The organism is Sphingopyxis sp. (assembly GCF_050725655.1).
Classification (GTDB): domain Bacteria; phylum Pseudomonadota; class Alphaproteobacteria; order Sphingomonadales; family Sphingomonadaceae; genus Sphingopyxis.
In genome coordinates, this window is sequence record NZ_JBOHHT010000120.1 from 1 (window position 1) to 23,987 (window position 23,987).

The 23,987-nt window shown below is 65.9% G+C and carries 22 protein-coding genes; 16 read left to right on the forward strand and 6 right to left on the reverse strand.

Annotated elements, in window-relative coordinates; all coding sequences use genetic code 11:
• Nucleotides 1-120 precede the first annotated feature (120 nt).
• Both ACREBX_RS19330 and ACREBX_RS19335 read left to right on the forward strand, forming a co-directional pair.
• Nucleotides 121-1,965, forward strand: a complete 1,845-nt coding sequence (locus ACREBX_RS19330) for a DUF885 domain-containing protein (protein ID WP_431563360.1) — start codon at nt 121-123, stop codon at nt 1,963-1,965.
• Entirely contained in the window at nt 1,965-2,897 is a 933-nt protein-coding gene (locus tag ACREBX_RS19335) for a DUF2268 domain-containing putative Zn-dependent protease (RefSeq protein WP_431563361.1), read from the forward strand. Before ACREBX_RS19330 ends, ACREBX_RS19335 begins: the two co-directional genes overlap by 1 nt.
• Here the strand turns inward: ACREBX_RS19335 and ACREBX_RS19340 are convergent.
• Both ACREBX_RS19340 and ACREBX_RS19345 read right to left on the reverse strand, forming a co-directional pair.
• Complete coding sequence (locus ACREBX_RS19340; protein WP_431563362.1) at nt 2,894-3,343, reverse strand: hypothetical protein; 450 nt, start codon at nt 3,341-3,343, stop codon at nt 2,894-2,896. The two genes, ACREBX_RS19335 and ACREBX_RS19340, sit on opposite strands and share 4 nt — an antisense overlap.
• A gap of 49 nt (nt 3,344-3,392) precedes the next feature.
• Nucleotides 3,393-4,994, reverse strand: a complete 1,602-nt coding sequence (locus ACREBX_RS19345; RefSeq protein WP_431563363.1) for a phosphoenolpyruvate carboxykinase — start codon at nt 4,992-4,994, stop codon at nt 3,393-3,395.
• 279 nt (nt 4,995-5,273) lie between these two features.
• Here ACREBX_RS19345 and ACREBX_RS19350 point away from each other — a divergent pair, with 279 nt between their 5' ends.
• From ACREBX_RS19350 to ACREBX_RS19385, 8 genes are read left to right on the forward strand one after another with little or no spacing between them, the layout of a single operon-like run.
• Complete coding sequence (locus tag ACREBX_RS19350) at nt 5,274-5,984, forward strand: response regulator (protein ID WP_431563364.1); 711 nt, start codon at nt 5,274-5,276, stop codon at nt 5,982-5,984.
• On the forward strand, nt 5,974-7,596 hold the full coding sequence (locus tag ACREBX_RS19355; protein ID WP_431563365.1) for an ATP-binding protein: 1,623 nt from the start codon (nt 5,974-5,976) through the stop codon (nt 7,594-7,596). Before ACREBX_RS19350 ends, ACREBX_RS19355 begins: the two co-directional genes overlap by 11 nt.
• 54 nt (nt 7,597-7,650) lie before the next feature.
• Nucleotides 7,651-8,097: an HPr kinase/phosphorylase gene (locus ACREBX_RS19360; RefSeq protein ID WP_431563366.1), complete on the forward strand. Its 447-nt coding sequence runs from the start codon at nt 7,651-7,653 to the stop codon at nt 8,095-8,097.
• Nucleotides 8,098-8,107: 10 nt separating this feature from the next.
• Nucleotides 8,108-9,046, forward strand: coding sequence for an RNase adapter RapZ (rapZ, locus tag ACREBX_RS19365; protein ID WP_431563367.1), 939 nt, complete (start codon nt 8,108-8,110; stop codon nt 9,044-9,046).
• Between the two features lie 14 nt (nt 9,047-9,060).
• The gene (locus ACREBX_RS19370) at nt 9,061-9,489 is read left to right on the forward strand and encodes a PTS sugar transporter subunit IIA (protein ID WP_037513594.1); all 429 of its coding nucleotides are present in this window, start codon (nt 9,061-9,063) and stop codon (nt 9,487-9,489) included.
• A complete protein-coding gene (locus tag ACREBX_RS19375; protein WP_037513592.1) occupies nt 9,486-9,764 on the forward strand; it encodes an HPr family phosphocarrier protein in 279 nt (92 codons plus the stop codon). Before ACREBX_RS19370 ends, ACREBX_RS19375 begins: the two co-directional genes overlap by 4 nt.
• 4 nt (nt 9,765-9,768) lie before the next feature.
• A complete protein-coding gene (locus ACREBX_RS19380; RefSeq protein ID WP_431563368.1) occupies nt 9,769-10,578 on the forward strand; it encodes a TrmH family RNA methyltransferase in 810 nt (269 codons plus the stop codon).
• A 52-nt stretch (nt 10,579-10,630) separates the two neighbouring features.
• On the forward strand, nt 10,631-11,341 hold the full coding sequence (locus tag ACREBX_RS19385; RefSeq protein WP_431563369.1) for an META domain-containing protein: 711 nt from the start codon (nt 10,631-10,633) through the stop codon (nt 11,339-11,341).
• 9 nt (nt 11,342-11,350) lie between these two features.
• On the opposite strand, the gene ACREBX_RS19390 is transcribed toward ACREBX_RS19385, so the two are convergent.
• Entirely contained in the window at nt 11,351-12,706 is a 1,356-nt protein-coding gene (locus ACREBX_RS19390; protein WP_431563370.1) for a DNA recombination protein RmuC, read from the reverse strand.
• Nucleotides 12,707-12,853: 147 nt separating this feature from the next.
• Between ACREBX_RS19390 and ACREBX_RS19395 the strand changes: the two genes are divergently transcribed.
• Both ACREBX_RS19395 and ACREBX_RS19400 read left to right on the forward strand, forming a co-directional pair.
• Nucleotides 12,854-13,177: a hypothetical protein gene (locus ACREBX_RS19395; protein ID WP_431563371.1), complete on the forward strand. Its 324-nt coding sequence runs from the start codon at nt 12,854-12,856 to the stop codon at nt 13,175-13,177.
• A 37-nt stretch (nt 13,178-13,214) separates the two neighbouring features.
• Nucleotides 13,215-13,388 (forward strand): hypothetical protein, encoded by a 174-nt coding sequence (locus ACREBX_RS19400; protein WP_431563372.1) that lies wholly within the window; start codon nt 13,215-13,217, stop codon nt 13,386-13,388.
• Between the two features lie 62 nt (nt 13,389-13,450).
• Here ACREBX_RS19400 and ACREBX_RS19405 read toward each other — a convergent pair whose 3' ends face one another.
• On the reverse strand, nt 13,451-13,927 hold the full coding sequence (locus ACREBX_RS19405) for a vgr related protein (RefSeq protein ID WP_431563373.1): 477 nt from the start codon (nt 13,925-13,927) through the stop codon (nt 13,451-13,453).
• Nucleotides 13,928-14,048: 121 nt separating this feature from the next.
• On the reverse strand, nt 14,049-14,576 hold the full coding sequence (locus ACREBX_RS19410; RefSeq protein WP_431563374.1) for a copper chaperone PCu(A)C: 528 nt from the start codon (nt 14,574-14,576) through the stop codon (nt 14,049-14,051).
• A gap of 154 nt (nt 14,577-14,730) precedes the next feature.
• On the opposite strand from ACREBX_RS19410, the gene dnaK reads away from it, so the two are divergent.
• The gene (gene dnaK, locus ACREBX_RS19415; RefSeq protein ID WP_431563375.1) at nt 14,731-16,650 is read left to right on the forward strand and encodes a molecular chaperone DnaK; all 1,920 of its coding nucleotides are present in this window, start codon (nt 14,731-14,733) and stop codon (nt 16,648-16,650) included.
• Nucleotides 16,651-16,710: 60 nt separating this feature from the next.
• Nucleotides 16,711-17,835: a molecular chaperone DnaJ gene (dnaJ, locus tag ACREBX_RS19420; RefSeq protein ID WP_431563376.1), complete on the forward strand. Its 1,125-nt coding sequence runs from the start codon at nt 16,711-16,713 to the stop codon at nt 17,833-17,835.
• 72 nt (nt 17,836-17,907) lie between these two features.
• Here dnaJ and ACREBX_RS19425 read toward each other — a convergent pair whose 3' ends face one another.
• Nucleotides 17,908-20,220, reverse strand: a complete 2,313-nt coding sequence (locus ACREBX_RS19425) for a patatin-like protein (protein WP_431563378.1) — start codon at nt 20,218-20,220, stop codon at nt 17,908-17,910.
• Between the two features lie 143 nt (nt 20,221-20,363).
• Here ACREBX_RS19425 and ACREBX_RS19430 point away from each other — a divergent pair, with 143 nt between their 5' ends.
• Together ACREBX_RS19430 and ACREBX_RS19435 are read left to right on the forward strand one after the other, a co-directional pair.
• Complete coding sequence (locus ACREBX_RS19430; RefSeq protein WP_431563377.1) at nt 20,364-22,619, forward strand: TonB-dependent receptor; 2,256 nt, start codon at nt 20,364-20,366, stop codon at nt 22,617-22,619.
• Between the two features lie 125 nt (nt 22,620-22,744).
• Complete coding sequence (locus ACREBX_RS19435) at nt 22,745-23,827, forward strand: PepSY-associated TM helix domain-containing protein (RefSeq protein WP_431563379.1); 1,083 nt, start codon at nt 22,745-22,747, stop codon at nt 23,825-23,827.
• Nucleotides 23,828-23,987: the final 160 nt, after the last annotated feature.

The following is a 23,987-nucleotide window of genomic DNA, read 5'->3' on the forward strand; positions in this document are numbered from 1 at the left end:
CCCCACCCCAACCCCTCCCCTGAAGGGGAGGGGTTTTCTTTTCCCGGCCCCTTTTCGTTGACCGGCGCGCACCCGTGCCTAGACAGGTTTCACAAGAAACAAGTCGCCAGGGAGCCGTCCGTGTCCAATCCGCTTTCCATCCCCGTCAGCCGCCGCCAGACGCTTGCCACGCTCGGCGCCGGCACCGCGGGCCTTGCCTTCGTCGGCACCGCGTCCGCGCTGCAGTCGCCGCCAAAGAGCGACGCGCAGAAACTGCTCACATCGATCGCCGACAATCTGCTCGCGCTCTCGCCCGAAGGCGCAACGTCGCTCGGCATCGACACCGGCGCGCGCGCTGCCGAACGCGGCAAGCTCGGCGACCGGTCGGCGGCAGGACAAAAGGCCGTCGCCGATACGCTGAAGGCCGACCTCGCGCGCGTTCGCGCCTTCGACAAGGCGGGTCTCGACCACAAGACGCGCACCAGCCTTGCGGTCGTCGAAAGCGCCTATGGCGTCGCGCTCGACGGCTTTGCCTTGCCCTATGGCGACGTCGCGGTCGGCGGCTGGCGCAACACGCCCTATGTCGTGATCCAGAATGTCGGCGCCTATCTCGACGTCCCCAAATTCCTCGACAGCGACCATCCGGTGAAGAATGCCGCCGATACCGAAGCCTATCTCTCGCGACTGAATGCGTTCCCCGGTGCGCTCGACGGCGAGACCGAAAGGCTGAAGGCCGCGGGTGGACAGGGGCTGATCGCCCCCGCCTTCCTGATCGACAAGGCGGTGAAGCAGATGGAGGCGAGCCTCGCCGACGCCAAGGCGGGCGGCTCGATGGTCGAAAGCCTCGTCCGCCGCACCGGCGCGGCGAAGATCGCCGGCGACTGGAATGCGCGCTCGGCGAAGGTCGTGCAGGGGCCCGTCGCCGCGGCGCTCGAACGCCAGCTCGCCGAGATGAAGACGCAGCGAGCCAAGGCGACGATGGACGCCGGCATGTGGGCGCGGCCGGGCGGCGACGAATGGTATGCGTGGGGCCTTCGCGCCTCGACCACGACGCGCATGACCCCCGATGAAATCCACGCGATGGGCCGCGAAGAACTCGCCGAACTGCACGGCCGGATGGACCCTATCCTCAAGAAGCTCGGCTATACGCAGGGTTCGGTCGGCGACCGGATGAACGCGCTCGCCAAGGATCCGCGTTTCAAATTCCCCGACAACGACGCGGGCCGCGCCGAAATCCACGCCTATATCCAGACCTGGCTCGGCAAGATCCGCGCGCAATTGCCGCGCGCCTTCCGCACTTTGGTGAAGGGCAATGTCGAGGTGAAGCGCCTGCCGCTCGCCGAGGAACCCGGCGCACCCGCGGCCTATGGCGGCGCGGGGTCGATCGACGGCAGCGTTCCGGGCAAATTCTGGATCAACCTGCGCACGACCGAATTGCACAGCAAATATTCGCTTCCCGACCTGACGATGCACGAGGCGATCCCCGGGCATGTCTGGCAGGGCGAATATGCAAACCAGATGCCGCTCATCCGTACGATGCTGGCGTTCAACGCCTATTCGGAAGGGTGGGCCTTGTACGCGGAGCAGCTCGCCGACGAACTCGGGCTTTACGACGATTTCGAGGTCGGACGTTTGGGCTATCTCCAGTCGCTGGCGTTTCGCGCCTGCCGCCTCGTTGTCGACACCGGCCTCCATGCCAAACGCTGGACGCGCGAGCAGGGCGTCGACTTTTTCGTCAAGGAGAATGGCTCGAACCCGCTCGAGGTCGCGAGCGAGGTCGACCGTTATTGCAGCTGGGCCGGACAGGCGTGCGGCTACAAGGTCGGCCATAGCGAAATCGTCCGCCAGCGCGGGCGCGCGCAAAAGGCGCTCGGCGCGAAATATGACCTCCGCGATTTCGATGACGTCGTCGTCAAGGGCGGCAACGTCCCGCTCGACGTGCTCGCGCAGAATGTCGATGCCTATGTGGCTGAGAAAAAAGCCTGATGCGCCGCGCAGTCCTGTTGGCAGCGCTCGCCGCCGGCGTGATTTCGAGCACGGTCGGCCGCGCGGCCGACCAGCCAGCCCCGCCCGCGCGCGTTGCGATCGTGACCTCCGACGTCGAGCGTTTCTTCGCGCTCTATGACGACTCGGCGCTTGCGGCGCAGCCCGACGCGCTGGCGGCGCGATACCTCGCCGAGCCGTCGCCGGGGCTCGTCGAATTCATGGCGCTGCGCCGCATCACGCCCGAGCGGCTGGCGGTGGCGCTGCGCGACAAGCCGCACGTGTATCGCGACGCACGCGGCTGCGCCGCCAGGCTCGGCAACGTCCGGGCGCGCCTCGTCGATGCGACCGACCGGCTCGCCGCGCTTTATCCGGCTGCCAAATTTCCGCCCATCACCATCGCTATCGGTCGCGCGGCGACCGCCGGTACGGCGAATGCGAAGGGGCTGTATATCGGGCTTGAGGCGCTGTGCGCGGCGAAGTTCATCGAGGCCGACGACGAGGACCGCTTCGTCCACGTCATCGCGCACGAATATGTCCACGCACAGCAGCCGCTCGCGCAGGTCGAGGATCGAGAGGAAACGGTTTTGCGCGCCGCGCTCATCGAGGGTGCCGCCGAATTTGTCGCCGAGCAGATGAGCGGCTCGGTCGGCTATCCGCTGCTCCACCTTTGGGCCAAGGGGCGCGAGGCCGAACTCGAAACCGCCTTCCTCGCCGAAAAGGACGCCAAGGCGATCGGATCGCGCTGGCTCTATAACAAGCAGGGCACCGACGGGTGGCCGGGCGATCTCGGCTATTGGGTCGGCTATCGCGTCGCGAAAAGCCATTACGACCGCGCGCCTGACAAGGCGGCGGCGATCAAGGCGATCATCGAGATGCGCGATCCGGCCACCTTCCTCGCGGAAAGCGGCTGGACGCCCGGAATGAAGCTTTAGCCGGGCAAAGTCGCAAGATCGGGCTTCACAAACCCGCGCCGCGCCGGCACCGAAAAGAGCAGGTCGCGGCTGTAGAAGCACAGCGGCCAGTCGCGGCGTCCCATGTCGGAGCGCAGCAGCGCGTTGACGCGCGCCGCCAGCTCGCTTTCGCTCGTCTCCGACAGGAACAGGCGCACGCCCGCGACATAGGCGCGGGTGATGCTGTCGTGATACCCCTGCGTATCGTCGTTCACCCCGCCGACGCTTTCATTGAAGCGGCGGATGATGGTGGCGATCTCGGCATCGACATTGACGTCGGGTCGCTCGGTCAGCAGCCACACGCACGCGCCGAGGTGCGCCTCGTGCGTCCACGCTTCGCGTGGCAATGCACACGCCAGCAGCCCCTCGCCGAGCGCACGGATTTCGTCGTCGCGCTCGAACAGGCGCGGTCTATATTCGGTGGTCATGGGTCCGGTCCTTCCGGGTGAATGAGCACCCGGAAGAGATCCGGGTCAATTATGCAGCGACGGCCGCCTGCGGCGCCGCCTGGCGGACGCCTTCGTCGACATGGTCCGCAAACTCTGCGAAATTGTCGATGAATTGTCCGACGAGCGTTTGCGCCGTGCGGTCATAGGCTTGCTTGTCGGCCCAGGCTTCGCGCGGATCGAGAAGCCCGCTGTCGACGCCCGGAACCGCGACGGGGACCAGGAAGCCGAAATTCGGGTCCTTGCGGAATTCAGCGTCATTGAGGCTGCCGTCGAGCGCGGCGTTGAGCAGCGCGCGCGTCGCCTTGATCGGCATGCGCTTGATGCCGTCCATCGTCGCCATACCGCCGGTCCAGCCGGTGTTGACGAGCCAGCACTGGACGCCGCCCTTGGCGATGCGCTCTTTCAAAAGATTGCCGTACACCGACGGATGGCGCGGCATGAAGGGCGCGCCGAAGCAGGTCGAGAAGGTCGCCTCGGGCTCGGTCACGCCGATCTCGGTCCCCGCGACGCGCGCGGTGTAGCCCGAGAGGAAATGGTACATCGCCTGATCGGGGGTCAGCTTCGCGATCGGGGGCAAGACACCATAGGCATCGGCGGTCAGCATGATGACGGTCTGCGGCACCGGACCCATATTCTGGTCCGACGTGTTCGGAATGAAATCGATCGGGTACGAACCGCGGCTGTTCTCGGCGAGGCTTGCGTCGTCGAAATCGAGCTCGCGCGTGACCGGATCGATCACGACATTTTCTAGCACGGTGCCGAACCGTTTCGTCGTCGCGAAAATCTCGGGCTCGGCCTCGGGCGAGAGGCGGATCATCTTGGCGTAGCAGCCGCCTTCGAAGTTGAAGACCGCGGTGTCCGACCAGCCATGCTCGTCGTCGCCGATCAGCGTGCGCGAGGCGTCGGCCGACAGCGTCGTCTTGCCGGTGCCGCTGAGGCCGAAGAAGACCGCGGTGTCGCCCTTGGGGCCGATGTTCGCCGAGCAGTGCATCGGCATCACGCCCTTTACGGGGAGCAGATAGTTGAGGATGCCGAACACCGACTTCTTCATCTCGCCGGCGTACTGCGTGCCGCCGATCAGGATCAGCTTCTCGGCAAAATTGACCGCAACGACGGTTTCGGTGCGCGTGCCATGCTTCGCCGGATCGGCGCGGAAGCTCGGCAGGTCGATGATCGTATATTCACTCGCGAACGCCGCGAGCTCGGCCGCGGTCGGGCGGCAGAGAAGCGTGCGGATGAACTGGCTGTGCCAGGCGAATTCGGTGACGACCTGGACCGTGACGCGATGTTCGGGCTGCGAGCCGCCGAACAGCTGCTGACGGAACAGCCGGGGGCGTGTCGCGAGGTGTGCGAAGAAATCGGCCTTGAGCGCCGCGAAATGATCGGGGGTCATCGGGACATTGGTCTTGCCCCACCAGATCGTGTCGGCGGTCTCGGCGTCCTGGACGATGAACTTGTCCTTGGCGCTGCGGCCGGTGTGCTTGCCGGTTTCGACGACCAGCGGGCCATCCTTGGCAAGCACGCCTTCGCCGTGGCGGACCGCGTCCTCGATCAGCTGCGGCGTGCCCCAGTTTTCGGCGACCTCCGCCTTCGTCTCGACGATGCTCGCGCCGATAACAATTTTGGTCATTTGCCTTCGCCTTTCCTTGTCCGGCGGCGTCGTTGCATACCTATGCAATGCTTAGCGCACTAATGGGTTGGCCCGCATTTGCATGGGTGCCGACGTGACCGCCGATTCCGAAATCCCGGCCGCGTTAGCTCGCTTGGTGGGGGAGGTCAAAAGATTAAAGCGGGGCCGAGCGGCGCTTGCGACGAACGCGCAAAGATGGAAACCGGTGACCATGCGCGCTGTTGTCGCTGCGCGCCGGATAGGCTAATCGCTTGTTCGGGCCCGCCCAACGGAAAGAGCATGACGGCAACTATCGCGCTGGTCGACGACGACCGCAACATTCTGCAATCCCTTTCCATCGCGCTGCAGGCCGAGGGTTTCGTGACGCGCGTCTATTCGGACGGCGAAGCCGCGCTGAAACCGCTGATCGACAATCCGCCCGACCTTGCGGTGTTCGACGTCAAGATGCCGCGCATGGACGGGCTCGAGCTGCTGCGGCGACTCCGCGAGAAGAGCCAGCTTCCGGTCATCTTCCTCACCAGCAAGGATGACGAGATCGACGAGGCGCTGGGGCTCGCGATGGGCGCCGACGATTATATCGCCAAGCCTTTCTCGCAGCGGCTGGTGATCGCCCGCATTCGCGCCATATTGCGCCGCGTCGAGCTCAATAAAAGCGCGTCCGAAGGCGACGACGAGCCCGTCGCCGAACCGATCACCCGCGGCCGGCTCAGCATGGACCCGGCGCGCCACAAGGTCGCATGGGACGGCAAGGACGTCACGCTGACGGTCACCGAATTCCTGATCCTCGAAACGCTGGCCAGCCGCCCCGGCATCGTGCGCAGCCGCAACCAGCTGATGGACGCCGCCTATCAGGACGATGTTTATATCGACGACCGCACGATCGACAGCCACATCAAGCGCCTGCGCCGCAAATTCCGCGAGGTCGACCCCGAATTCGACGCGATCGCCACCCTCTATGGCGCGGGGTATCGCTTTGCCGATGACAGCTGACGCCCACAAACGCGACGGGCAGAAACCCGAGGGGAGCATCGCCGAGCAGGAGGAATCGCCGCTCGTCTGGTCGGCGCGCTGGTCGCTGACGACGCGTATCCTCGCGGTGAACATCCTCGCGATCGCGCTGCTCGCGGGCGGCTTCTATTATCTCGACACCTATCGCAGCCGCCTTGTCGATACGCGCATCGAGGTGATGAAGGACCAGCTCGCGATGCTCGACAGCGCGCTCGAGGCGGCGCGCCCCGAGGAGCGGACGCGGCTGATCGAGGAGTTCGCGGCCGCGACCGAATCGCGGCTGCGTTTCTATGCCGCCGACGGGCATCGCATCTCGGACAGTTTCCAGACCGGTCCGGCGACCTACACGCTGCGCGACCCCGACCTGCAGGCGTGGCAGCGCGATGCCGCGCGCGCGATGGACCGCGGCATCGACTGGGTCGTCGGGGCGCCGACCTATCCCGATTTCCACGAACCCCGCGTCGACACCGCAAAGTCGTGGCCCGAAGTGGTCGAGGCGCAGGCGAGCGGCCTCGCGGCCAGCCGCTTCCGCTATGCCCCCGAGCGCACCCCGCTGCTCAGCGCCGCGCGCGTCGTCGACCTCGAGGCACCGCAGACGGTGCTGATGACGCTCAACGCGCGCGACATCACGCGCACCGTGCGCGCCGAGCGGTTCCGCATCGCCGTCGTGGTGTTCATGGTGCTGCTCGCGTCGGTCCTCCTCTCGCTCTTCCTCGCGCGCACCATCGTCCGCCCGCTTCGCCGCCTCGCACGCGCCGCGGTGCGCGTCCGGCTCGGCCGCGCGCGCGAAGTCGTCGTCCCGCGCCTGCCGAGCCGCCGCGACGAGATCGGCACGCTCGCGCGCGCGCTGTCCGACATGACGCAAGCCCTTCGTGAACGCATCGACGCGGGCGAGCATTTTGCCGCCGACGTGACGCACGAACTCAAGAATCCGATCGCCTCGGTCCGCTCGGCGATCGAGGGACTGGGGCGCGTCAAGACCGACGAGCAGCGCGCGCAACTGCTCGCGATCGCCGACGAGGACGTCCGCCGACTCGACCGGCTGGTCAACGACATCAGCGAAGCGAGCCGGGTCGACGCGCAATTGTCGCGCACCCTGTTCGAACCGATCGACGTCGGCATCATGATCGAATCGATGCTCGCGGCGCGGGCGGCGCGCGTCGATGCGAATGTGCCGCAGCCGCGCGTCGCCTTCGCACGTCCGCGCAAGGGTACGACCGTGGTGATGGGCGACGGCCACCGGCTCGAACGCGCGATCGACAATGTGATCGACAACGCGATCAGCTTCTCGCCCGATGCCGGCCTTGTGTGCGTCTCGGCAACGCGCCTCGGCGACGAAGTTCACATCAAGGTTGACGACGACGGCCCCGGAATCGACCCCGCGCAGCGCGACGCCATTTTCCGCCGTTTTCACAGCGAACGCCCCGCCGGCGAAGCCTTTGGCCGCCACAGCGGGCTGGGTCTCGCGATCGCGCGGACGATCGTCGAGGGGCATAGCGGCACGATCAGCGCAAAGGATCGCGACGACGGCAAACCCGGCGCCAGTCTGCTCATCACCCTCCCCGCGCGCGAAGGCGGGCACGAAACAGGCTGACGCCGTCATCCTATCGCCTTGCGGCACCGCATCGTCGCCGGTAAGCCATGCGCCATGCTTCCGAGCCGGACCAGAACCGATATCGCCAATATCCATGCCAGCTGCGTCGCGGCGGGCAATGGCGGCGTGCTGATCCTCGGCAATTCGGGACAGGGCAAATCGGACCTGGCGCTGCGGCTGATCGATCGCGGCGCCAAGCTGGTCGCCGACGATCGCTGCGACATCTGGTTCGAACGCGATCGCCTGTGGTGCCGGCCGCCCGAAAGCCTGGCGGGCAAACTGGAGGTCCGCGGCATCGGGATCATCGAACGCGCGTGGACGGCACCCGTGCCGCTCGCGCTCGCGGTACGCCTGACCGACCGCTACGATCGCATGCCGGCGATCAACCCGGTCGAGATGGTCGCGGGCCAACCGCTGCCGGCGCTGTTGCTGTCGGCGTTCGAAGCATCGGCGCCGATCAAGATCCTGCTCGCACTCGAACGGCTGGCGCCCGGCGCATGACGCATCCACGATGAGTCCGGCCGCCGAATCGCGCCTGTTGCTGGTCACCGGCCTGTCGGGCGCGGGCAAATCGACCGTGCTCAAGGTGCTCGAAGATCTCGGCTGGGAGGTTGTCGACAATCTGCCGCTCGCGCTGCTCGAAACGCTGATCGACGCGCCGGTGAAGCGCAGCGAGGCCGGCCGCCCGCTCGCGATCGGCATCGACAGCCGCAGCCGCGGCTTCCGCCCGGCCTTGCTGGTGCGGCGGATCAAGGAACTCCGCGAAGCGGGCGGGCGCGACATCCAGACGCTGTTCCTCGACTGCGCGGGCGCAGAGCTCGAACGCCGCTTTTCGGAAACGCGCCGTCGCCACCCGATGGCCGAGGACCGCCCCGCCGCCGACGGCATCGCGCGCGAGCGCGAGATGATGGAGCCGCTCCGCCGCTGGGCCGAGCATGTCGTCGACACGACGAACTATAGCAGCAACGATTTGCAGCAGGAAATCCGCCAGCGTTTCGGCGACGCCGATGAGGGCGAACCGGTGCTCAACGTGCTGAGTTTCGGCTTCGCGCGCGGCCTGCCGCGCAACGCCGATCTGGTGTTCGACATGCGCTATCTGCGCAACCCGCACTGGGACCCCAGGCTGAAGCCCGGAACCGGGCTCGATCCCGACGTCGCCGCCTATGTCATCGCCGATCCCGCCTATGAGGACAGCGTCGCGCAGATCGAACGACTGATCCTGACGTTGCTGCCGCGCTACCGCGCCGAGGGCAAAAGCTATGTCACCGTCGCCTTCGGCTGCACCGGCGGACGGCACCGGTCGGTCCATGTCGCGGCGCGTGTTGCCCAAACGCTACGCGAGTCCGGATATGAGCCGACGCTCACCCACCGCAATCTTGACTCTGCCCCGCAAGATGGGCTTGAGGGCAGGCCCCCGCCCGCGGCTTCCGCGCCCGGCGGCAAAACATAAGGGTCGACGACTGCATGCCGAACGATAAGGCTCTGCCGCTTCTGGGAATGGTGCTCGTCACCCACGGCCGCCTCGCCGAGGAAATGGTGCGCGCGATGGAGCATGTTGTCGGTCCCCAAAGGGCCATCGCGACCGTCTGCATCGGCCCCAACGACAATATGGAAATGCGCCGCAAGGAAATCGCCGACGCGATTCGCAAGGTCGACGAAGGCCGCGGCGTCGTGATGCTGACCGACCTGTTCGGCGGCACGCCCTCGAATCTCGCGATCAGCCTGCTCGAATCGGGGCGCACCGAAGTGATCGCCGGCGTCAATTTGCCGATGCTGATTCGCCTCGAAAGCGCGCGCAAGACGATGGAACTGCGCGCCGCGGTGATCGCCGCGAAGGAAGCCGGCCAGAAATATATCTCGGTCGCATCGGAAATGCTGGGAGTAGGCCCTTGAACGAAAATTCCGAGACGGTCGAAATCACCAACCAGCGCGGCTTGCACGCGCGCGCCAGCGCCAAGTTCGTCACCTTTGTCAGCCGCCTTCCCGAAAGTGTGTCGGTCGAGGTCGAAAAGGGCGGATCGCGCGTCAACGGCACCTCGATCATGGGGCTGATGATGCTCGGCGCCGCCAAGGGCGATTCGATCACGATCCACACGCGCGGCGACGGCGCCGACGCGGCGCTGCTGAAACTCGTCGGGCTGGTCAAGGACAGCTTCGGCGAGGATTGACGGCATGCGCCGTTCCACCATCGAGAGCCTCTCCAATCCGCTGATCAAGCGGATGCGGCTGCTGCGCGAGAAGCGCCACCGCCGCGCCGAGGGGCTGTTCCTCGCCGAAGGGCTGCGCATCGCGACCGAGGCGCGCGAGGCGGGCATTCTCCCGCAATGGCTGTTCCTCGGCCCCGAGGGCGACGCGCACCCGCTCGCGGCGGCGCTCGCGGCCGATACGCTCGCCGCGGGCGGCGAGGTGATCGACACGTCGGGGCCGATTCTCTCCAAATTGTCGGGCAAGGACAATCCGCAGACCGTCGTCGGCATTTACGCCGAGCCGCAGACGGCGCTCGCCGATCTCGACCGCGACGCCGCGGCGATCTGGCTCGTCGCCGAGCGGCTCCGCGACCCCGGCAACCTCGGCACGATGCTGCGTACCGGCGATGCCGTCGGCGCGGGCGGGCTGATACTGCTCGACGAATCGACCGACCCCTACGCGGTAGAGGCGGTGCGTGCGAGCATGGGGGCGATCTTCACGCAGAAGCTCGTCGTCGCGCGGTGGGCGGAGTTCCTCCCCTGGCTCCGCCAAGGCCCGGGCCAGCTCGTCGCGACCTGGCTGGGCGACGATACCGAGGATTATCAGGCGGTGCACTACACCGCGCCGACCTTCATTCTCACCGGCAATGAATCGCAGGGCATGCCGCCCGAATATGCCGAAGCCGCCGATGTGCGGGTGAAGATGCCGATGATGGGCAAGGCCGACAGCCTCAACGCCGCGGTCGCGACGGCGGTGATGGCGTATGAGGTGCTGAACCAGCGGCGGAACCAATAGCCGACCGCGCGGTTCATCGATCGATCAGCATAATGCGTTCAGGAGATGCCGCATGATCAGGATCGCCCTACCCGCCGCCTCGCTTCTCGCGCTCGCCGCGTGCGCACCCGCCACCGAAACCCCGCCGCAAGGCCCCGGCGACCAGCCCGCCGCCTATATGGCGCTTGGCACCGAACCCGGCTGGACGCTCGAAATCACGCCGTCGCGGCTCAATTATGACGGCGACTATGGCGAGACCAAGATCATGGTCCCGAACCCCGGTGCCAAACCATCGACAAACGGCCGGACCTATACGACCGACCGTCTGTCGGTCGTCGTCAAGCAGGCGCCGTGCAGCGACGGGATGAGCGATCGCCGCTATTCCGATACCGTCCGCGTCGTCGCCGACGGCAAGAATTTGCAGGGTTGCGGCGGCAAGATATTGCCCCCCGACACCCTCGTGGGATCGAACTGGACCTTTGTGTCGATCGGCGGGGTGGCGGTCGCGGGGGATCGGCCGACGTCGCTGCAATTCGACGGCGCCCGGCTCAGCGGCAGCGCGGGCTGCAACCGCTTTTCGGGTGGCTATTCGGCGGCCGACGGCACACTGACCGCCGGACCGCTGATGGCGACCGAAATGGCGTGCCCGGGTGCGGGCATGACGCAGGAGGCGGCCTTCTTCAAACTGATGGCGACCCCGGTCAGCCTGACCTTCGCCGACGACGGCACGCTGATCCTGACGGGCAGCGAAGGCCGGACCGCCGTGTTGAAGCGGGCGATCTGATCGCCGACCCTATTCGCCCGCGTCGTTAACCGCCGCGGGCGCCGCCGCCAGTTTCGCCAGCGGCCGCGCCGCCTGCTCGGCGACGGGGAGCGGCGGGATTTCCTTGTCGCCGGTTTCGATGTCGAGCGCCTCGAAGCGTTTCGCCTGCGTCAGCACCTGGCTTTCGAAGCTACCGACGAACGCATTATACGCGCCCGTCGCCTGATCGAGATTGCGCCCGACCTTGGCGATGTGCGAGCCCATCACCGACATGCGCGCGTAAAGCTCTTTCCCCAGCGCCGCGATCTCGCGCGCCTGATTGGCGAGCTTCTCCTGCCGCCACACCGCCGCGACGGTGCGCGCGATCGCGATGAGGTTGGTCGGGGTCGCGAGCAACACCTTGCGCTCGAATGCATAGTCCCAGAGGCCCGCATCCTGATCGAGTGCCGCCGCAAGAAAATGCTCGCCCGGTACGAACATCACGACAAAATCGGGCGTGTCGTCGAACTGGTTCCAATAGGCCTTGGCGCCAAGCGCGTTCACATGCGCCTTCATCGCCGCGGCATGCGCGACCAGATGCGCCGCCTTCTCGCGCTCCTCGACCGCCCCGAACGCGTCCTGATAGGCGTTCAAGGACACCTTGGCGTCGATCACGAGATTCTGCCCGCCGGGCACACGCACCACGACATCGGGACGCAGCCGCCCGCCGTCGCCGTCGTTGACGCTGACCTCGGTCTGGAAATCAGCATGCTCCGAAAGCCCGCAGCTTTCGAGCACGTTGCGCAGTTGCTGTTCGCCCCAGCGCCCGCGTGCCTTGGGCGCGTTGCGCAGCGCGTTGACGAGCTTCGCCGCCTCGCTCGACACGCGCTCGGTGCCCTCGCGCATCGCCGCGATCTGGCCGTGGAGCAGGCCGAAGGCGTCGCGCCGCTCGGCCTCGACCTTGCCGACCGCTTCCTCATATTTTTGCAATCGCTCGTGGACCGGACTGAGAAGCGCCTTCAGATTCTGTCCCGCCGTCTCTTCGCTCTGGCGAAAGCGCGCGTCGGCGCGTTCGAGAAACGCCTTTTGCGCACCATCGAGCATCACTTGCCCGACCTCGCGGAACTGCGCGGTGAGCGCCGCCTGCGCATCCTTCAGCCCAGCAATCTGCGCGTCATGCGCCTCGTCGCGCGCTTTCTGCTCGCTGAGCAGCGCGGCAAGCCGGATGTCGGCGGCCTTGCGCGCTTCCGCCTCGGCGGCAAGGTCGGTCACCGCGCTCTTGAACCGCTCCGAAAGCCCGTCGCGTTCGGCTTTGAGCGCGCCCGACTGGCGGCCGGCGAAGAGCCAGCCGATCAAACCGCCGAGGGCGAGGGCAACAAGGGCGACGAAAAGCGACATAGCATCCATGGGCAGAACATAGGACGAACAGCCGGCGTTTGGCCAGCGAAGATTAGCGACCTCGCCCGCCGATCAATATTTTTCCGGGCCACGAAGGCTCCAGCCGTTGCTGTCTAGATTGCATGTGCCGCGCTGTCAGGTACAGATGCCGCCGACATGATGCGACGGCGCCTCTTTCAATCCCTGCTTCTGCTGTTCGCCGCGGTGCTGCTTGCGGCCGGCCCGGGCAGCCCGCTCTGCTCCGCAGCCGCCGCGGCCCAGGCCGACGGCTCCGCCATGGCGGGCTGCGATATGTCCGGGCCGGCGAAGAAGAAGTCGCTGCCCGCGCATCCCGATTGCGCATCGCCCTGCATCGGGATCGCGTGTCGGGCGCCCGAAATGACTCCCATCGGCGTGATGAAATTCATTCCGTCCGGCACCGCGATGACGCGGCTCGACGGTCTTGACCTAGCTCCCGAAACCGAACCGCCACGCTCCTGAATGCAATCCCGATCTGATCATTCAAAGGAGTAATAGCATGAAGAAAATGTTGTTCGGGCTGGCGATCGTGCTGGCCACCCCTGCCGTTGCCCATGCCGCAGAGACGCCCAAGAAGGCGTGCTGCTGCAAGGAAATGACGGACGGCTGCTGCTGCGACAAGAAAGGCGAGGACAAGTCCGATCACGCCGATCACAAGGATATGCAGCACTGATAATCCGGACCGGGGCGCGGTTTCCGCGCCCCGGTCTTTTTTTCATCCGGGCACCGAAGCAGTTATCCGGGTTCAAGCTCAAACGGCAGGATCGCGCGATAGGCGTCGATCCCCGGTGCACCGCCGACGACCATGCCCTGCGTCAGCAGCCAGTAATGGCGGACGATCTCCGCTTGCTGCTCAAGCCCGTAGCGTTCGAGAAGCCAGCCGGGTTTCAGGCTGTAGCTGTACGTCGCAAACGGATGGCGCATCAGCACCAGATACCAGCGCCCGCGCGTCTGCGCCTGCCACACATGCGTCATCTCGTGGATGAACAGCCCTTGGAGCCGCTGCGACGCGGCGCTGAAATCCTCGCAATAAAGCTCGCCATGCGGATTGAAGTGCAGGCTACCCATCGGCGCCATGACGATGTGCCGCGGCTGGAAGAATATCCACTTATGGTGGTTCACGCGCACGCGGTCATAGGCGATTGCGCCCCCGAACACCGTCCGGGCGAGCGCGGTTTCGCCATGTGTCAGCGGTCGCGACGGACGCGGCATTTAAAGCCCCGTCATTGCGAAGACCCCGGACTTGATCCGGGGGACGCGGCAATCCAGGGTAGCGTAAGCCGCTCTGGATTGCTTCGCTTCGCTCGCAATGACGACGGGTTAGAAGACATTATTACTTCTTCGCGGCGTCCGGAGCCGCCTTGTCGGCGGCATGATCCATCGCGCCATGGTCCATTTCGCCGCCAGCGGCTGCCCCTTCGGCGGGCTTGATCACCATGTCGAAGAGGATGCGTTCATTATTGTTGTTGGTGAAGACGAACGCCATCGGCAGCTTGCCCGCGCGCACCGCGGCGCCGTTGATGCCCCAGATCATCAGATGCTTGCCGCCCTGCTTGAACACCAGCTCGCCCTTCGCGGGGACATCGGCGCGCAGCAGCGGTTTCATCGTCACGACGCCATTTTCCTTGACGCTTTCGTGCATCTCGACGCGCTGCGCGAGGTCGGCGGTCACCGCGACAAGCTGGACCGGCTGCGGGCCGCCCTGAACGCGGAAATAGCCGACCGCCGGACGATCGGGGGTCGCGCCCATCACGATATGACCGCTCACCACATTCAGCGGCTGTCCCTTGCCCAGATTTTCCCCGCAGGCCGTCAGGGTCAGTGCGGTGGCGGCAAGGGCGAGGATCGCAAAAGGTTTCATTTTGGGAGGACTCCATAAAAGCGCATCATTTCACCTCCCCGATAAGCCTTCAAAGCTCTTGTGCCAAGGATTAGCGCACCTATATCGCGCCCATAGAACCCATGGACGGCGTGCCTTTTCAGGGCGCCGGTGAAGCAACAAGGACGAGTAACTAATGGCAAAAGTGATCGGGATCGACCTCGGCACCACGAACAGCTGTGTCGCGGTGATGGAAGGCGGAAAACCCAAGGTTATCGAAAATGTCGAAGGCACGCGCACGACCCCGTCGATCGTCGCCTTTGCGAAGGATGGCGAGCGCCTGATCGGCCAGCCGGCGAAGCGCCAGGCGGTCACCAACCCCGAAAACACCGTTTTCGCCGTGAAGCGCCTGATCGGCCGCCGTTTCGACGACCCGATCACCAAGAAGGACACCGAGCTGGTCCCCTACACGATCGTCAAGGGCAGCAATGGCGACGCGTGGGTCAAGGCGGGCAACGAAGATTATTCGCCGTCGCAGATTTCGGCCTTCATCCTTCAGAAGATGAAGGAAACCGCCGAAGCCTATCTCGGCGAAAAGGTCGAGCAGGCGGTGATCACCGTTCCCGCTTACTTCAACGACGCACAGCGCCAGGCGACCAAGGACGCCGGCAAGATCGCGGGCCTCGAAGTGCTGCGCATCATCAACGAGCCGACCGCGGCCGCGCTGGCTTACGGCCTCGACAAGACCGAGAACAAGACGATCGCGGTCTATGACCTTGGCGGCGGGACCTTCGACATCTCGATCCTCGAGGTCGGCGACGGCGTGTTCGAAGTGAAGTCGACCAACGGCGACACCTTCCTCGGCGGTGAAGATTTCGATAGCAAGATCGTCCAATATCTCGCCGACGGTTTCAAGAAGGACGAAGGCATCGATCTGCGCGGCGACAAGCTTGCGCTCCAGCGCCTGAAGGAAGCCGCCGAAAAGGCGAAGATTGAACTGTCGACGGCCGCGACGACCGAGGTCAACCTGCCCTTCATCACCGCCGACGCCAACGGGCCGAAGCATCTCGTCAAGACGATCACCCGCTCGGATCTCGAAAAGCTGGTCGAAGAGCTGGTCAAGCGCACCCTCGAACCCTGCAAGAAGGCGATCAAGGACGCCGGCATTTCGGCGAGCGAGATCGACGAAGTCGTCCTCGTCGGCGGCATGACCCGCATGCCGCGCGTCCGCGAAGTCGTGAAGGATTTCTTCGGCAAGGAACCGCACACCGGCGTGAACCCCGACGAAGTCGTCGCGATCGGCGCCGCGATCCAGGCGGGCGTGCTGCAGGGCGACGTCAAGGACGTGCTGCTGCTCGACGTCACCCCGCTGAGCCTCGGCATCGAGACGCTGGGCGGCATCATGACCAAGATGATCGACCGCAACACGACGATCCCGACGAAGAAGTCGCAGGTCTATTCGACCGCCGACGACAACCAGTCGGCGGTGACGATCCGCGTGTTCCAGGGCGAACGCGAAATGGCGCAGGACAACAAGATCCTCGGCCAGTTCGACCTTGTCGGCATCCCGCCGGCGCCGCGCGGCGTGCCGCAGATCGAAGTGACCTTCGACATCGACGCCAACGGCATCGTGTCGGTCCACGCCAAGGACAAGGGCACCGGCAAGGAACAGCAGATCAAGATCCAGGCATCGGGCGGCCTGTCGGACTCCGACATCGACCAGATGGTCAAGGACGCCGAACAGTTCGCCGAAGAGGACAAGACGCGCCGTGAGGCGGCCGAGGCGAAGAACAACGCCGAAAGCCTGATCCACTCGACCGAACGCCAGATCGTCGAACATGGCGACAAGGTCGATGCGGGGCTGAAGTCCGAGATCGAAGCCGCGATCGCCGAAGCCAAGACCGCGGTCGAAGGCGGCGATCCCGCCGCGATGACCGAAAAGAGCCAGGCGCTCGCGCAGGTCGCGATGAAGCTCGGCCAGGCGATCTACGAGAAGGAGCAGCAGTCGGCCGCATCCCCCGGCGCCGACGATGCTGGCCCCAATGCCGACGGGGCGAAGACCGACGAAGACGTCGTCGACGCCGAATTCTCCGAAGTCGAAGACGACAAGAAGTAAGAAACTCCCCTGCCGGACCCGCCCATCGGGTCCGGCAGGCCGGAGGGGGCCTGTTGACCTATGTCACTCGACATCGATTATTATGAATTGCTGGAAGTCGAGCGTAGCGCCGACGATGCGACGCTGAAGGCGAGCTACCGCAAGCTCGCGATGAAATATCACCCCGACAAGAATCCGGGGTGCGACAACAGCGAAGCGCGCTTCAAGGCGATCAGCGAAGCTTATGACTGCCTGAAAGACCCGCAGAAGCGCGCCGCCTACGACCGTTTCGGCAAGGCGGGCGTCAACGGCGGCGGCGGTTTCAGCGGCGGCAATGGCGCCGATTTCGGCGACATCGGCGATATTTTCGAATCGATTTTCGGCTCGGCGTTCGGCGGCGGACGCCAGCAGCGCGGCCCCGCGCGCGGTGCCGACCTGCGCTATGACATGGAAATCAAGCTCGAGGACGCCTTCGCCGGCGTCACGCGCGAGATCCAGGTCGACGTCGCGGCGCGCTGCGATACGTGTGACGGCTCGGGCGCCAAGCCCGGCACCCGGACCAACCGCTGCCAAACCTGCGCCGGCCACGGCAAGGTGCGCGCGCAGCAGGGTTTCTTCATGGTCGAGCGCACCTGCCCGACCTGTCAGGGCGCGGGCGAGGTCATCGCCGACCCCTGCAATTCATGCCACGGCGAAGGCCGCATCGACCGGCGCAAGACGCTGACCGTGAACATCCCTGCGGGGGTCGACGAAGGCACGCGCATCCGCCTGTCGGGCGAAGGCGAGAGCGGCGCGCGCGGCGCGGCACCGGGCGACCTCTATATTTTCCTGCACATGGCGCGGCACAAGATATTCGAGCGTGAAGGCACGACCTTGTTCACGCGCGCGCCGATCAGCTTCACCACCGCGGCACTCGGCGGCGAGATCGGCATCCCCGGACTCGACGGCCGGATGCACGACATCGCCATCCCTGCCGGCATCCAGTCGGGCAAGCAGCTTCGCCAGCGCGGCGCCGGCATGCCGGTGCTCAACGGCCGCGGTCACGGCGACCTTGTCGTCCAGATCGACGTCGAAACGCCGACCCGCCTGAGCGCGCGGCAGAAGGAATTGCTCTGCGAGTTCCGCGAGACCGAGACGGGCGAGGAATGCCCGGCAAGCCAGGGCTTTTTCGGCCGCATCAAGGAAATGTGGGACGATCTGACGTAGCAATCCGTCGCAGCCAATCCACCTTCGTTATTCCCGCGAAAGCGGGAACCCAGGTTGAGCAAGCGACGGAAGCTATCCGATCTCCACCCTGAGCTCGTCGATCAGCGCCTTCACCTTAGGCAGCCTTCCCTCCTCCTCGTCGAGGATGGCGTGAAACGCGCGGCGCTTGATCGCCTTCAGATCCTCGCCCGCCAGCGCGCCTTCGCCGCCGACGCTGCTCGCGACGATGTCGATCAGCCGGTCGGCGCCGTGGAGCCGTCCCCAGAGGTAATCATTCTCGCGGTACGCGCGGCTGAAGAAGGCGCCGAAGCTGTTGAACTCGACCCCCTTCAGCATCGCCGCGGCGCCGCCGGTGCGGATCGCCGTCGCGTCGGACGGCGAGATGCGGTCGATCTTGATCGGGTCGAATTCGTCGAATCCCTCGCCCTGCAGCAGCGGCAGCGTCGCGATGTCGTAAAAGGGGTAGCCGAGATAGGCTAGCAGGAGCGTCCGCCGGTCGTTCTTGGGCATCGCGGCGAGCCCCGCGGCGATGAGCGCATCGGCCTCGCCATCGACCGCGGGCAGGTCGCGCCGCGCCGCGATGGCATCGATCCATTCGCCGGGTCCGGCGTCGGCAGGCAGGTCGAGATCGGCAAGCCAGCTGTCGCCCTGCCGGTCGAGATAGAGGCCGAGCGCGGTAAAGATCGCCTCGCGCATGTCCTCGCACACCGGGTCGCGGCCATCGCGCGTCGCCTCGACCGCGGTGTCGAGTTCGCGCGCGAGGAAACGCAGGCGGCGAATGCGAAAGCCGAGATCGTGGGTGCGGAAAAAGACGATCGCGTCGCTGCTCGCCCCCGCGCCCCTTTTGCCCGAAATCCGGTCGAGCCCGCGCGCGCGCGCCTCGTCCCACAGCGCGATGCGCCGGTTGATCTGGTGGACGGCGCCCTCGGGCGGCAACAGCCGGTCGATCAGGCTCGCCAGTTCCTCGACCACCGCCGACAGCTTGAGGTGGCCATAGGGCGCATAAGCAAAGCCCGCGCGCGCCGATGCCTGATCCTGCGCCTTGGCGCGCCATTTTTCGAGCCGCGCCACCGTCGGCGTGTCGAGAAAGAAGGTGCTGCCGAACAGCGCCGCGACCTGCTCCTCGACCTCGACCTTCATCGCGTCGACGATATGCTGCATCCGGCGTATGCGGCGCGACATCCCTTCGATCGCCTCGACATTCTCGCGGATCGGCTGTTCGCGCGGAATTTCGGACAGCGCCCCCAATATGGTGGCCAGAAAGCCGGGAAGCCGCGCTCCCTCGCCCGCCACCTGTTCGCCCGGCTTGCCGAAACTGATCGAGCGATAATCGGGCTTGGGGTCGATATAGACGAAACGGCGATCGATCTCGCGGCGCGCCGGACGCTGTTTCAGCGCCGCGATGGCAGGCCGGAAGGGCGCATTCGCCAGCACCGAACCGTCGATCAGCACGCGGTCGGCGGGATCGCCTTCGCCGCCCACCGGAAGCTGCGCCTGGATGAAAGCCTCGCGGCCCGGCCACGCGATCTTGCGCTTTTCGAGCACCCGGTCGAGTTCGCGCAAGGTGAAGGGCGGAAAGGCACCCGGAAAACTGGCGGTCGCGCGCGCCGCTACGGTCAGTCCCGGGACATCGTCGAGCTGCTTGCCGAGTCGGCTGTCCGCGCGAAAATGCAGCATCAACCGATGCTCGTCCTCGGTCACGCGCGGCGGACTGTTGAGCGCCAGCGGCACGCTGTGCCCCGCAAAATCGGTGACCGAGACAAACAGGTCGACCGGCTGCCCGCCCGGCACCAGCACCGGCCCGCGCGGCCCCTTATCCATCGCGTCGAACGCATCGAGCAGCAGGTTCGTGAAGGTTTCGCCGCCGAATGGGGGGTCGAACCAGCGCGCGCGGACGAAGCGCGACAGCTTGGCGCGCACCTCGCCCTGCGCGCCTTCGCCGACGGTGCGGTCGATGGCATTGCCGCGCTTCTTCATCATCCAGCCGGCGATCGGCACCGCCCAGAATTTGGTCGCCGCCGACAGCGGCCGTGCGTCGGGATCGATCAGCCGGTCGACGTCGGCGCCGTCGAGCCAGAGGTCGGTCAGCGGATCGAGCGACTGCCCCGTCGCCAGTGCGCGCGCGAGGAAGATGCCGTTGATACCGCCCGCGCTGGCGCCCGCGACGATGTCGGCGAGCACGCGCAGCCGCACATTGCTGCGCGCCGCAATCGCCGCCAGCAGCTCGCCATAGACGACGCCCGCGCCGTTCAGCGGCGCGCCGTCGTGGAAGGCGCGCGATGCCGCGGCGAGCCGCCAGACCTCTTTCGTGATGCCGTGCATATAGACGGCGAGGCTGATGCCGCCGTAGCAAATCAGGGCGAAGCGCAGTTCCTTTTCCCGCATCGGCAACCTGATAGCGCGCTTTTCGGCACTGTGGCGAATTTTCCACAGGCCATGCGAAAGTCGCGATCCGCGTCGATCTGGCGGATTTTTCCTTGCCTATGCGAATCGCTCTCATTAGCGGCCCCTGCGAACAGGAGTTGATAATGATTCGCAAAATTGCCGCCGCTGCACTGCTCGGCACCGCGCTTTCGTCGCCCGCCTTCGCGCAGGACGGCGCACCCGTCGACGAGGATACGGCGGCGGGCGAGACGATCGTCGTCACCGCGGCGCGCACGATCCTGCCGCCGAACGCGCTGCCGCTGACGATCGACATCATCGGCAAGGACGCGCTCGACCAGCAGCTGGCGATTTCGGGATCGGTCACCGACGCGGTCGCGAACCTCACCCCCAGCTTCTCGCCAACGCGGCAGAAGCTTTCGGGATCGGGCGAGACGCTGCGCGGGCGCTCGCCGCTCTATGCGATCAACGGCATCCCGCAATCGACCCCGATGCGCGACGGCAGCCGCGACGGATTCACGATCGACGGTTTTTTCGTCGACCGCGTCGAGCTGATCTTTGGATCGAACGCCTTGCAGGGGATCGGCGGCACCGGCGGCATCGTCAACCAGGTCACCGTCGGCGCACCGACGGAAGAGGGTCTTTCGGGCCGCTTCCTGCTGCAGGGCACCGCCGACAATGATTTTTCGAAGGCCGGAATGGGCGGCAAGGCCGGCGGCCTTGTCCAGTATAAGGCAGGCCGGTTCGACGCGTCGGTCGGCGCGACCTATGAAATCCGCGGCGTCTTTTCCGATGCCAAGGGTCGCCCGATCGGGCTCAACCTGACGCAGGGCGAAACGCAGGACAGCAAGGCGACGAACTTCTTCGCGCGGATTGGCTATGAACTGTCGCCGAGCGCACGGCTCGACCTGATCGCCAGCCGCTTCGAGCTGAAGGGTGATGGCGATTATGTCGCAATCGCCGGCAACCGGGCGCTCGGCCTGCCGACGAGCGCCGTCCGCGGCACCCCGCCGGGCGTGCCCGCCGCGAACCGCACCGAAAGCGTCGCGCTGTCGCTGACCGACACCGACCTTGGCGGCGGCAATTTCGTCAGCCAGATCTTCTTCAACCGCAGTCGCGATACCTTCGGCGGCGAGTCGCGCGACGCGCAGGGCCGCTATATCGCGACCTTCCAGGACCCGGTGCTCGGCCCGATCGGCGACGTGTTCGACCAATCGCAGAACCGGAGCCGCAAACTGGGCGCCAAGTTCAGCTATGAGCGCGCGGTTCCCGGCTTCGAGGATCTGACGCTGACGATCGGGTTCGACGCGCTCGTCGACAAGACCGAGCAGGCGCTGATCGCCACGAACCGCGTCTGGGTGCCGCCGAGCGATTTCCAGAGCCTTGCGCCGTTCGGCCAGGCGAACCTCAAGCTGTTCGACGGCGTCGTCCGCCTCGCCGGCGGGCTCCGCTGGGAAAATGTGAAGATCAAGATCGACGATTTCCACACGCTGGCTTCGACGACCTTCGTCGCTTGCTCGGCAACCGTCACGACGAACTGCGGCCCCTTGACTTACGGCGGCGTCGACGTTGCCGGCGGCAAGCCGAAGTTCAAGGATCTGCTGATCAACGGCGGCGTGATCGTCGAGCCGTGGGCGGGCATCCGCGCCTATGCGAGCTATGCCGAGGGTTTCACCGTCCCCGACATCGGCCGCATCACGCGCGGCGTGAACCGCACCGGGGTCGACATCGACAATTTCCTCGATATTTCGCCCGTCGTGTCGAACAACCGCGAGATCGGGTTCGAGGCGAAGCGCGGGCCGGTCGATGCCAGCGCCGCCTATTTCTGGTCGTCGAGCGACAAGGGCCAGCTGCTCATCACGCGCCCCGACCGCATTTTCGACGTCCAGCGCCTGCGCGTCGAAATCCAGGGGCTCGAGGTCAACCTCGGCGTCCAGACGCCGATCGACGGGCTCAAGCTCAATGTCGGCTATGCGCATCTGATCGGCCGCTTCGACAGCGATGCAGTGCCCGACGGCAAGGTCGACAGCGACCTCGACGGCGTCAACATCTCGCCCGACCGGCTCAACCTCGCGGCGAGCTATAACAGCGGGCCTTTGTCCGCGCGCATCCAGACGCAGGTCTATCTGAAGCGCCGCTTCGACGGCAAGGCACGCGCCGCCGACGACGCCAATCCGAACCATCCGCTGAAGCTCGCCGACAACGACTTCGGCGGCTACACGCTGACCGACGCCTATGTCCGTTACCAGACGGGCGTTGGGGGGATCAGCCTGTCGGTCCAGAATCTCTTCAACAAGCAATATATCGACTATTCGAGCGATACGCGCTTGCCGTCCGACCAGCTATCCTATTTCGCGGGGCGCGGGCGGACCTTCACGCTCGGCTGGGACTATCGGTTCTAAAATATGCTCTGCCTTTTTCACGACGTCATTGCGAGCGAAGCGAAGCAATCCAGAGCGGCCTTGCGCAGCTCTGGATTGCTTCGCTTCGCTCGCAATGACGATGGTGTTTGGGCGAAGCACTGATGATGAAGCTGCTCGATACGCTGCACCGCTGGACGGGGGGCCTGATCGGCCTCGTGCTCGCGCTGCTCGGCCTGTCGGGCACGATCCTGCTCTACGAGCATCTGTGGATCGGGTTTCCGGGAACGAGCGACCCGCTGCGCGGCGACCTGACGACGGTTGCCGCGACCACCGAGCGGCTGATGGCAACGCCCGGGGCGCAGGGCATCATCTATGCCGACGAACGCTTCGGGCTGCATCAGCTCCGTCTCGGCAAGGAGGCCGGCGCCTATGCCAGCCAATCGGGCGACATCGTCACGCGCTGGGCGAGCCAGTGGGAGCGGCCCGAGCTGTGGATCTTCGATTTCCACCACCATCTCTTCGCGGGCGACAGCGGCGAATGGGTGATCGGCATCGCGGGGCTGTGCGGGCTGTTCTTCGTGATCAGTGGCGCGATCCTGTGGTGGCGGACGCGAAGGACTTTCCAGTTCCGCCTCTGGCCGAAACGCATGTCGCGTCCGTCGATCGTGTGGCAACACCGCGACCTCGGCATACTCGTCGCGCCGCTGCTGCTGATCTCGATCGTCACCGGCACGATGATGATCTTTCGCCCCTTCGCCTTGGGGGTCGTCGCGCCGTTCGGCCCCGTCGCCGAAACCGCCAAGGCGCTCGATCCGCCGAAGTACAAGGGCGGCCCGCTCGCCGAAAAACCCGATTACACCACGATGCTCACCGAAGCGCGGCGGCGCTTTCCCGATGCCGAGTTCCGTATCCTGAGCCTGCCGCGGGGGCCCGGCGACCCGATCAGCCTGCGCATGAAGCAGCCCGCCGAATGGCTGCCCAACGGCCGCACCACGCTGGCGTTCGATGCCGCGACCGGCGAGGTACTCGGCGCACGCGATGCGCTGAAGCTCGCACCCGGCGCGCAGGCGTTCAACATGGCCTTCCCGATCCATGCGTCGAAGGTCGGCGGCTGGACCTGGCGCACCGTGCTGACGATCTCGGGACTTTCGTTGACGCTGCTCGGCAGCCTGACGGTCTGGACCTTCTGGTTCCGCCGGCCGAAGCAGGTAAAGCGACCGGCGAAGAAAGCGCTCGCGCCGGCGTAGCACCGCCGCCTTCGATGGTTATATGGCTGAATAGTCCTGAAGCGCGTGGCGGCTTTGGGGTGGGAAGCGGGCGTTGTCTGCCACCCCTGTTCCCCGGCGAAGGCCGGGGCCCAGAGCGTTAGAGAACAAGCGTTTGCGATTTGCGCTCTGGACCCCGGCC

What these genes read in the sequence shown, in the direction of transcription:
- ACREBX_RS19400 (WP_431563372.1), top strand. Translation starts at nt 13,215, where the DNA reads ATGAAGAAAATGTTGTTCGGGCTGGCGATCGTGCTGGCCACCCCTGCC.
- ACREBX_RS19390 (WP_431563370.1), bottom strand. Translation starts at nt 12,706, where the DNA reads ATGGATGCTATGTCGCTTTTCGTCGCCCTTGTTGCCCTCGCCCTCGGC.
- ACREBX_RS19395 (WP_431563371.1), top strand. Translation starts at nt 12,854, where the DNA reads ATGATGCGACGGCGCCTCTTTCAATCCCTGCTTCTGCTGTTCGCCGCG.
- ACREBX_RS19360 (WP_431563366.1), top strand. Translation starts at nt 7,651, where the DNA reads ATGCTTCCGAGCCGGACCAGAACCGATATCGCCAATATCCATGCCAGC.
- ACREBX_RS19345 (WP_431563363.1), bottom strand. Translation starts at nt 4,994, where the DNA reads ATGACCAAAATTGTTATCGGCGCGAGCATCGTCGAGACGAAGGCGGAG.
- dnaK (WP_431563375.1), top strand. Translation starts at nt 14,731, where the DNA reads ATGGCAAAAGTGATCGGGATCGACCTCGGCACCACGAACAGCTGTGTC.
- ACREBX_RS19435 (WP_431563379.1), top strand. Translation starts at nt 22,745, where the DNA reads ATGAAGCTGCTCGATACGCTGCACCGCTGGACGGGGGGCCTGATCGGC.
- dnaJ (WP_431563376.1), top strand. Translation starts at nt 16,711, where the DNA reads ATGTCACTCGACATCGATTATTATGAATTGCTGGAAGTCGAGCGTAGC.
- ACREBX_RS19350 (WP_431563364.1), top strand. Translation starts at nt 5,274, where the DNA reads ATGACGGCAACTATCGCGCTGGTCGACGACGACCGCAACATTCTGCAA.
- ACREBX_RS19370 (WP_037513594.1), top strand. Translation starts at nt 9,061, where the DNA reads ATGCCGAACGATAAGGCTCTGCCGCTTCTGGGAATGGTGCTCGTCACC.
- ACREBX_RS19380 (WP_431563368.1), top strand. Translation starts at nt 9,769, where the DNA reads ATGCGCCGTTCCACCATCGAGAGCCTCTCCAATCCGCTGATCAAGCGG.
- rapZ (WP_431563367.1), top strand. Translation starts at nt 8,108, where the DNA reads ATGAGTCCGGCCGCCGAATCGCGCCTGTTGCTGGTCACCGGCCTGTCG.
- ACREBX_RS19430 (WP_431563377.1), top strand. Translation starts at nt 20,364, where the DNA reads ATGATTCGCAAAATTGCCGCCGCTGCACTGCTCGGCACCGCGCTTTCG.
- ACREBX_RS19425 (WP_431563378.1), bottom strand. Translation starts at nt 20,220, where the DNA reads ATGCGGGAAAAGGAACTGCGCTTCGCCCTGATTTGCTACGGCGGCATC.
- ACREBX_RS19355 (WP_431563365.1), top strand. Translation starts at nt 5,974, where the DNA reads ATGACAGCTGACGCCCACAAACGCGACGGGCAGAAACCCGAGGGGAGC.
- ACREBX_RS19405 (WP_431563373.1), bottom strand. Translation starts at nt 13,927, where the DNA reads ATGCCGCGTCCGTCGCGACCGCTGACACATGGCGAAACCGCGCTCGCC.
- ACREBX_RS19335 (WP_431563361.1), top strand. Translation starts at nt 1,965, where the DNA reads ATGCGCCGCGCAGTCCTGTTGGCAGCGCTCGCCGCCGGCGTGATTTCG.
- ACREBX_RS19340 (WP_431563362.1), bottom strand. Translation starts at nt 3,343, where the DNA reads ATGACCACCGAATATAGACCGCGCCTGTTCGAGCGCGACGACGAAATC.
- ACREBX_RS19385 (WP_431563369.1), top strand. Translation starts at nt 10,631, where the DNA reads ATGATCAGGATCGCCCTACCCGCCGCCTCGCTTCTCGCGCTCGCCGCG.
- ACREBX_RS19410 (WP_431563374.1), bottom strand. Translation starts at nt 14,576, where the DNA reads ATGAAACCTTTTGCGATCCTCGCCCTTGCCGCCACCGCACTGACCCTG.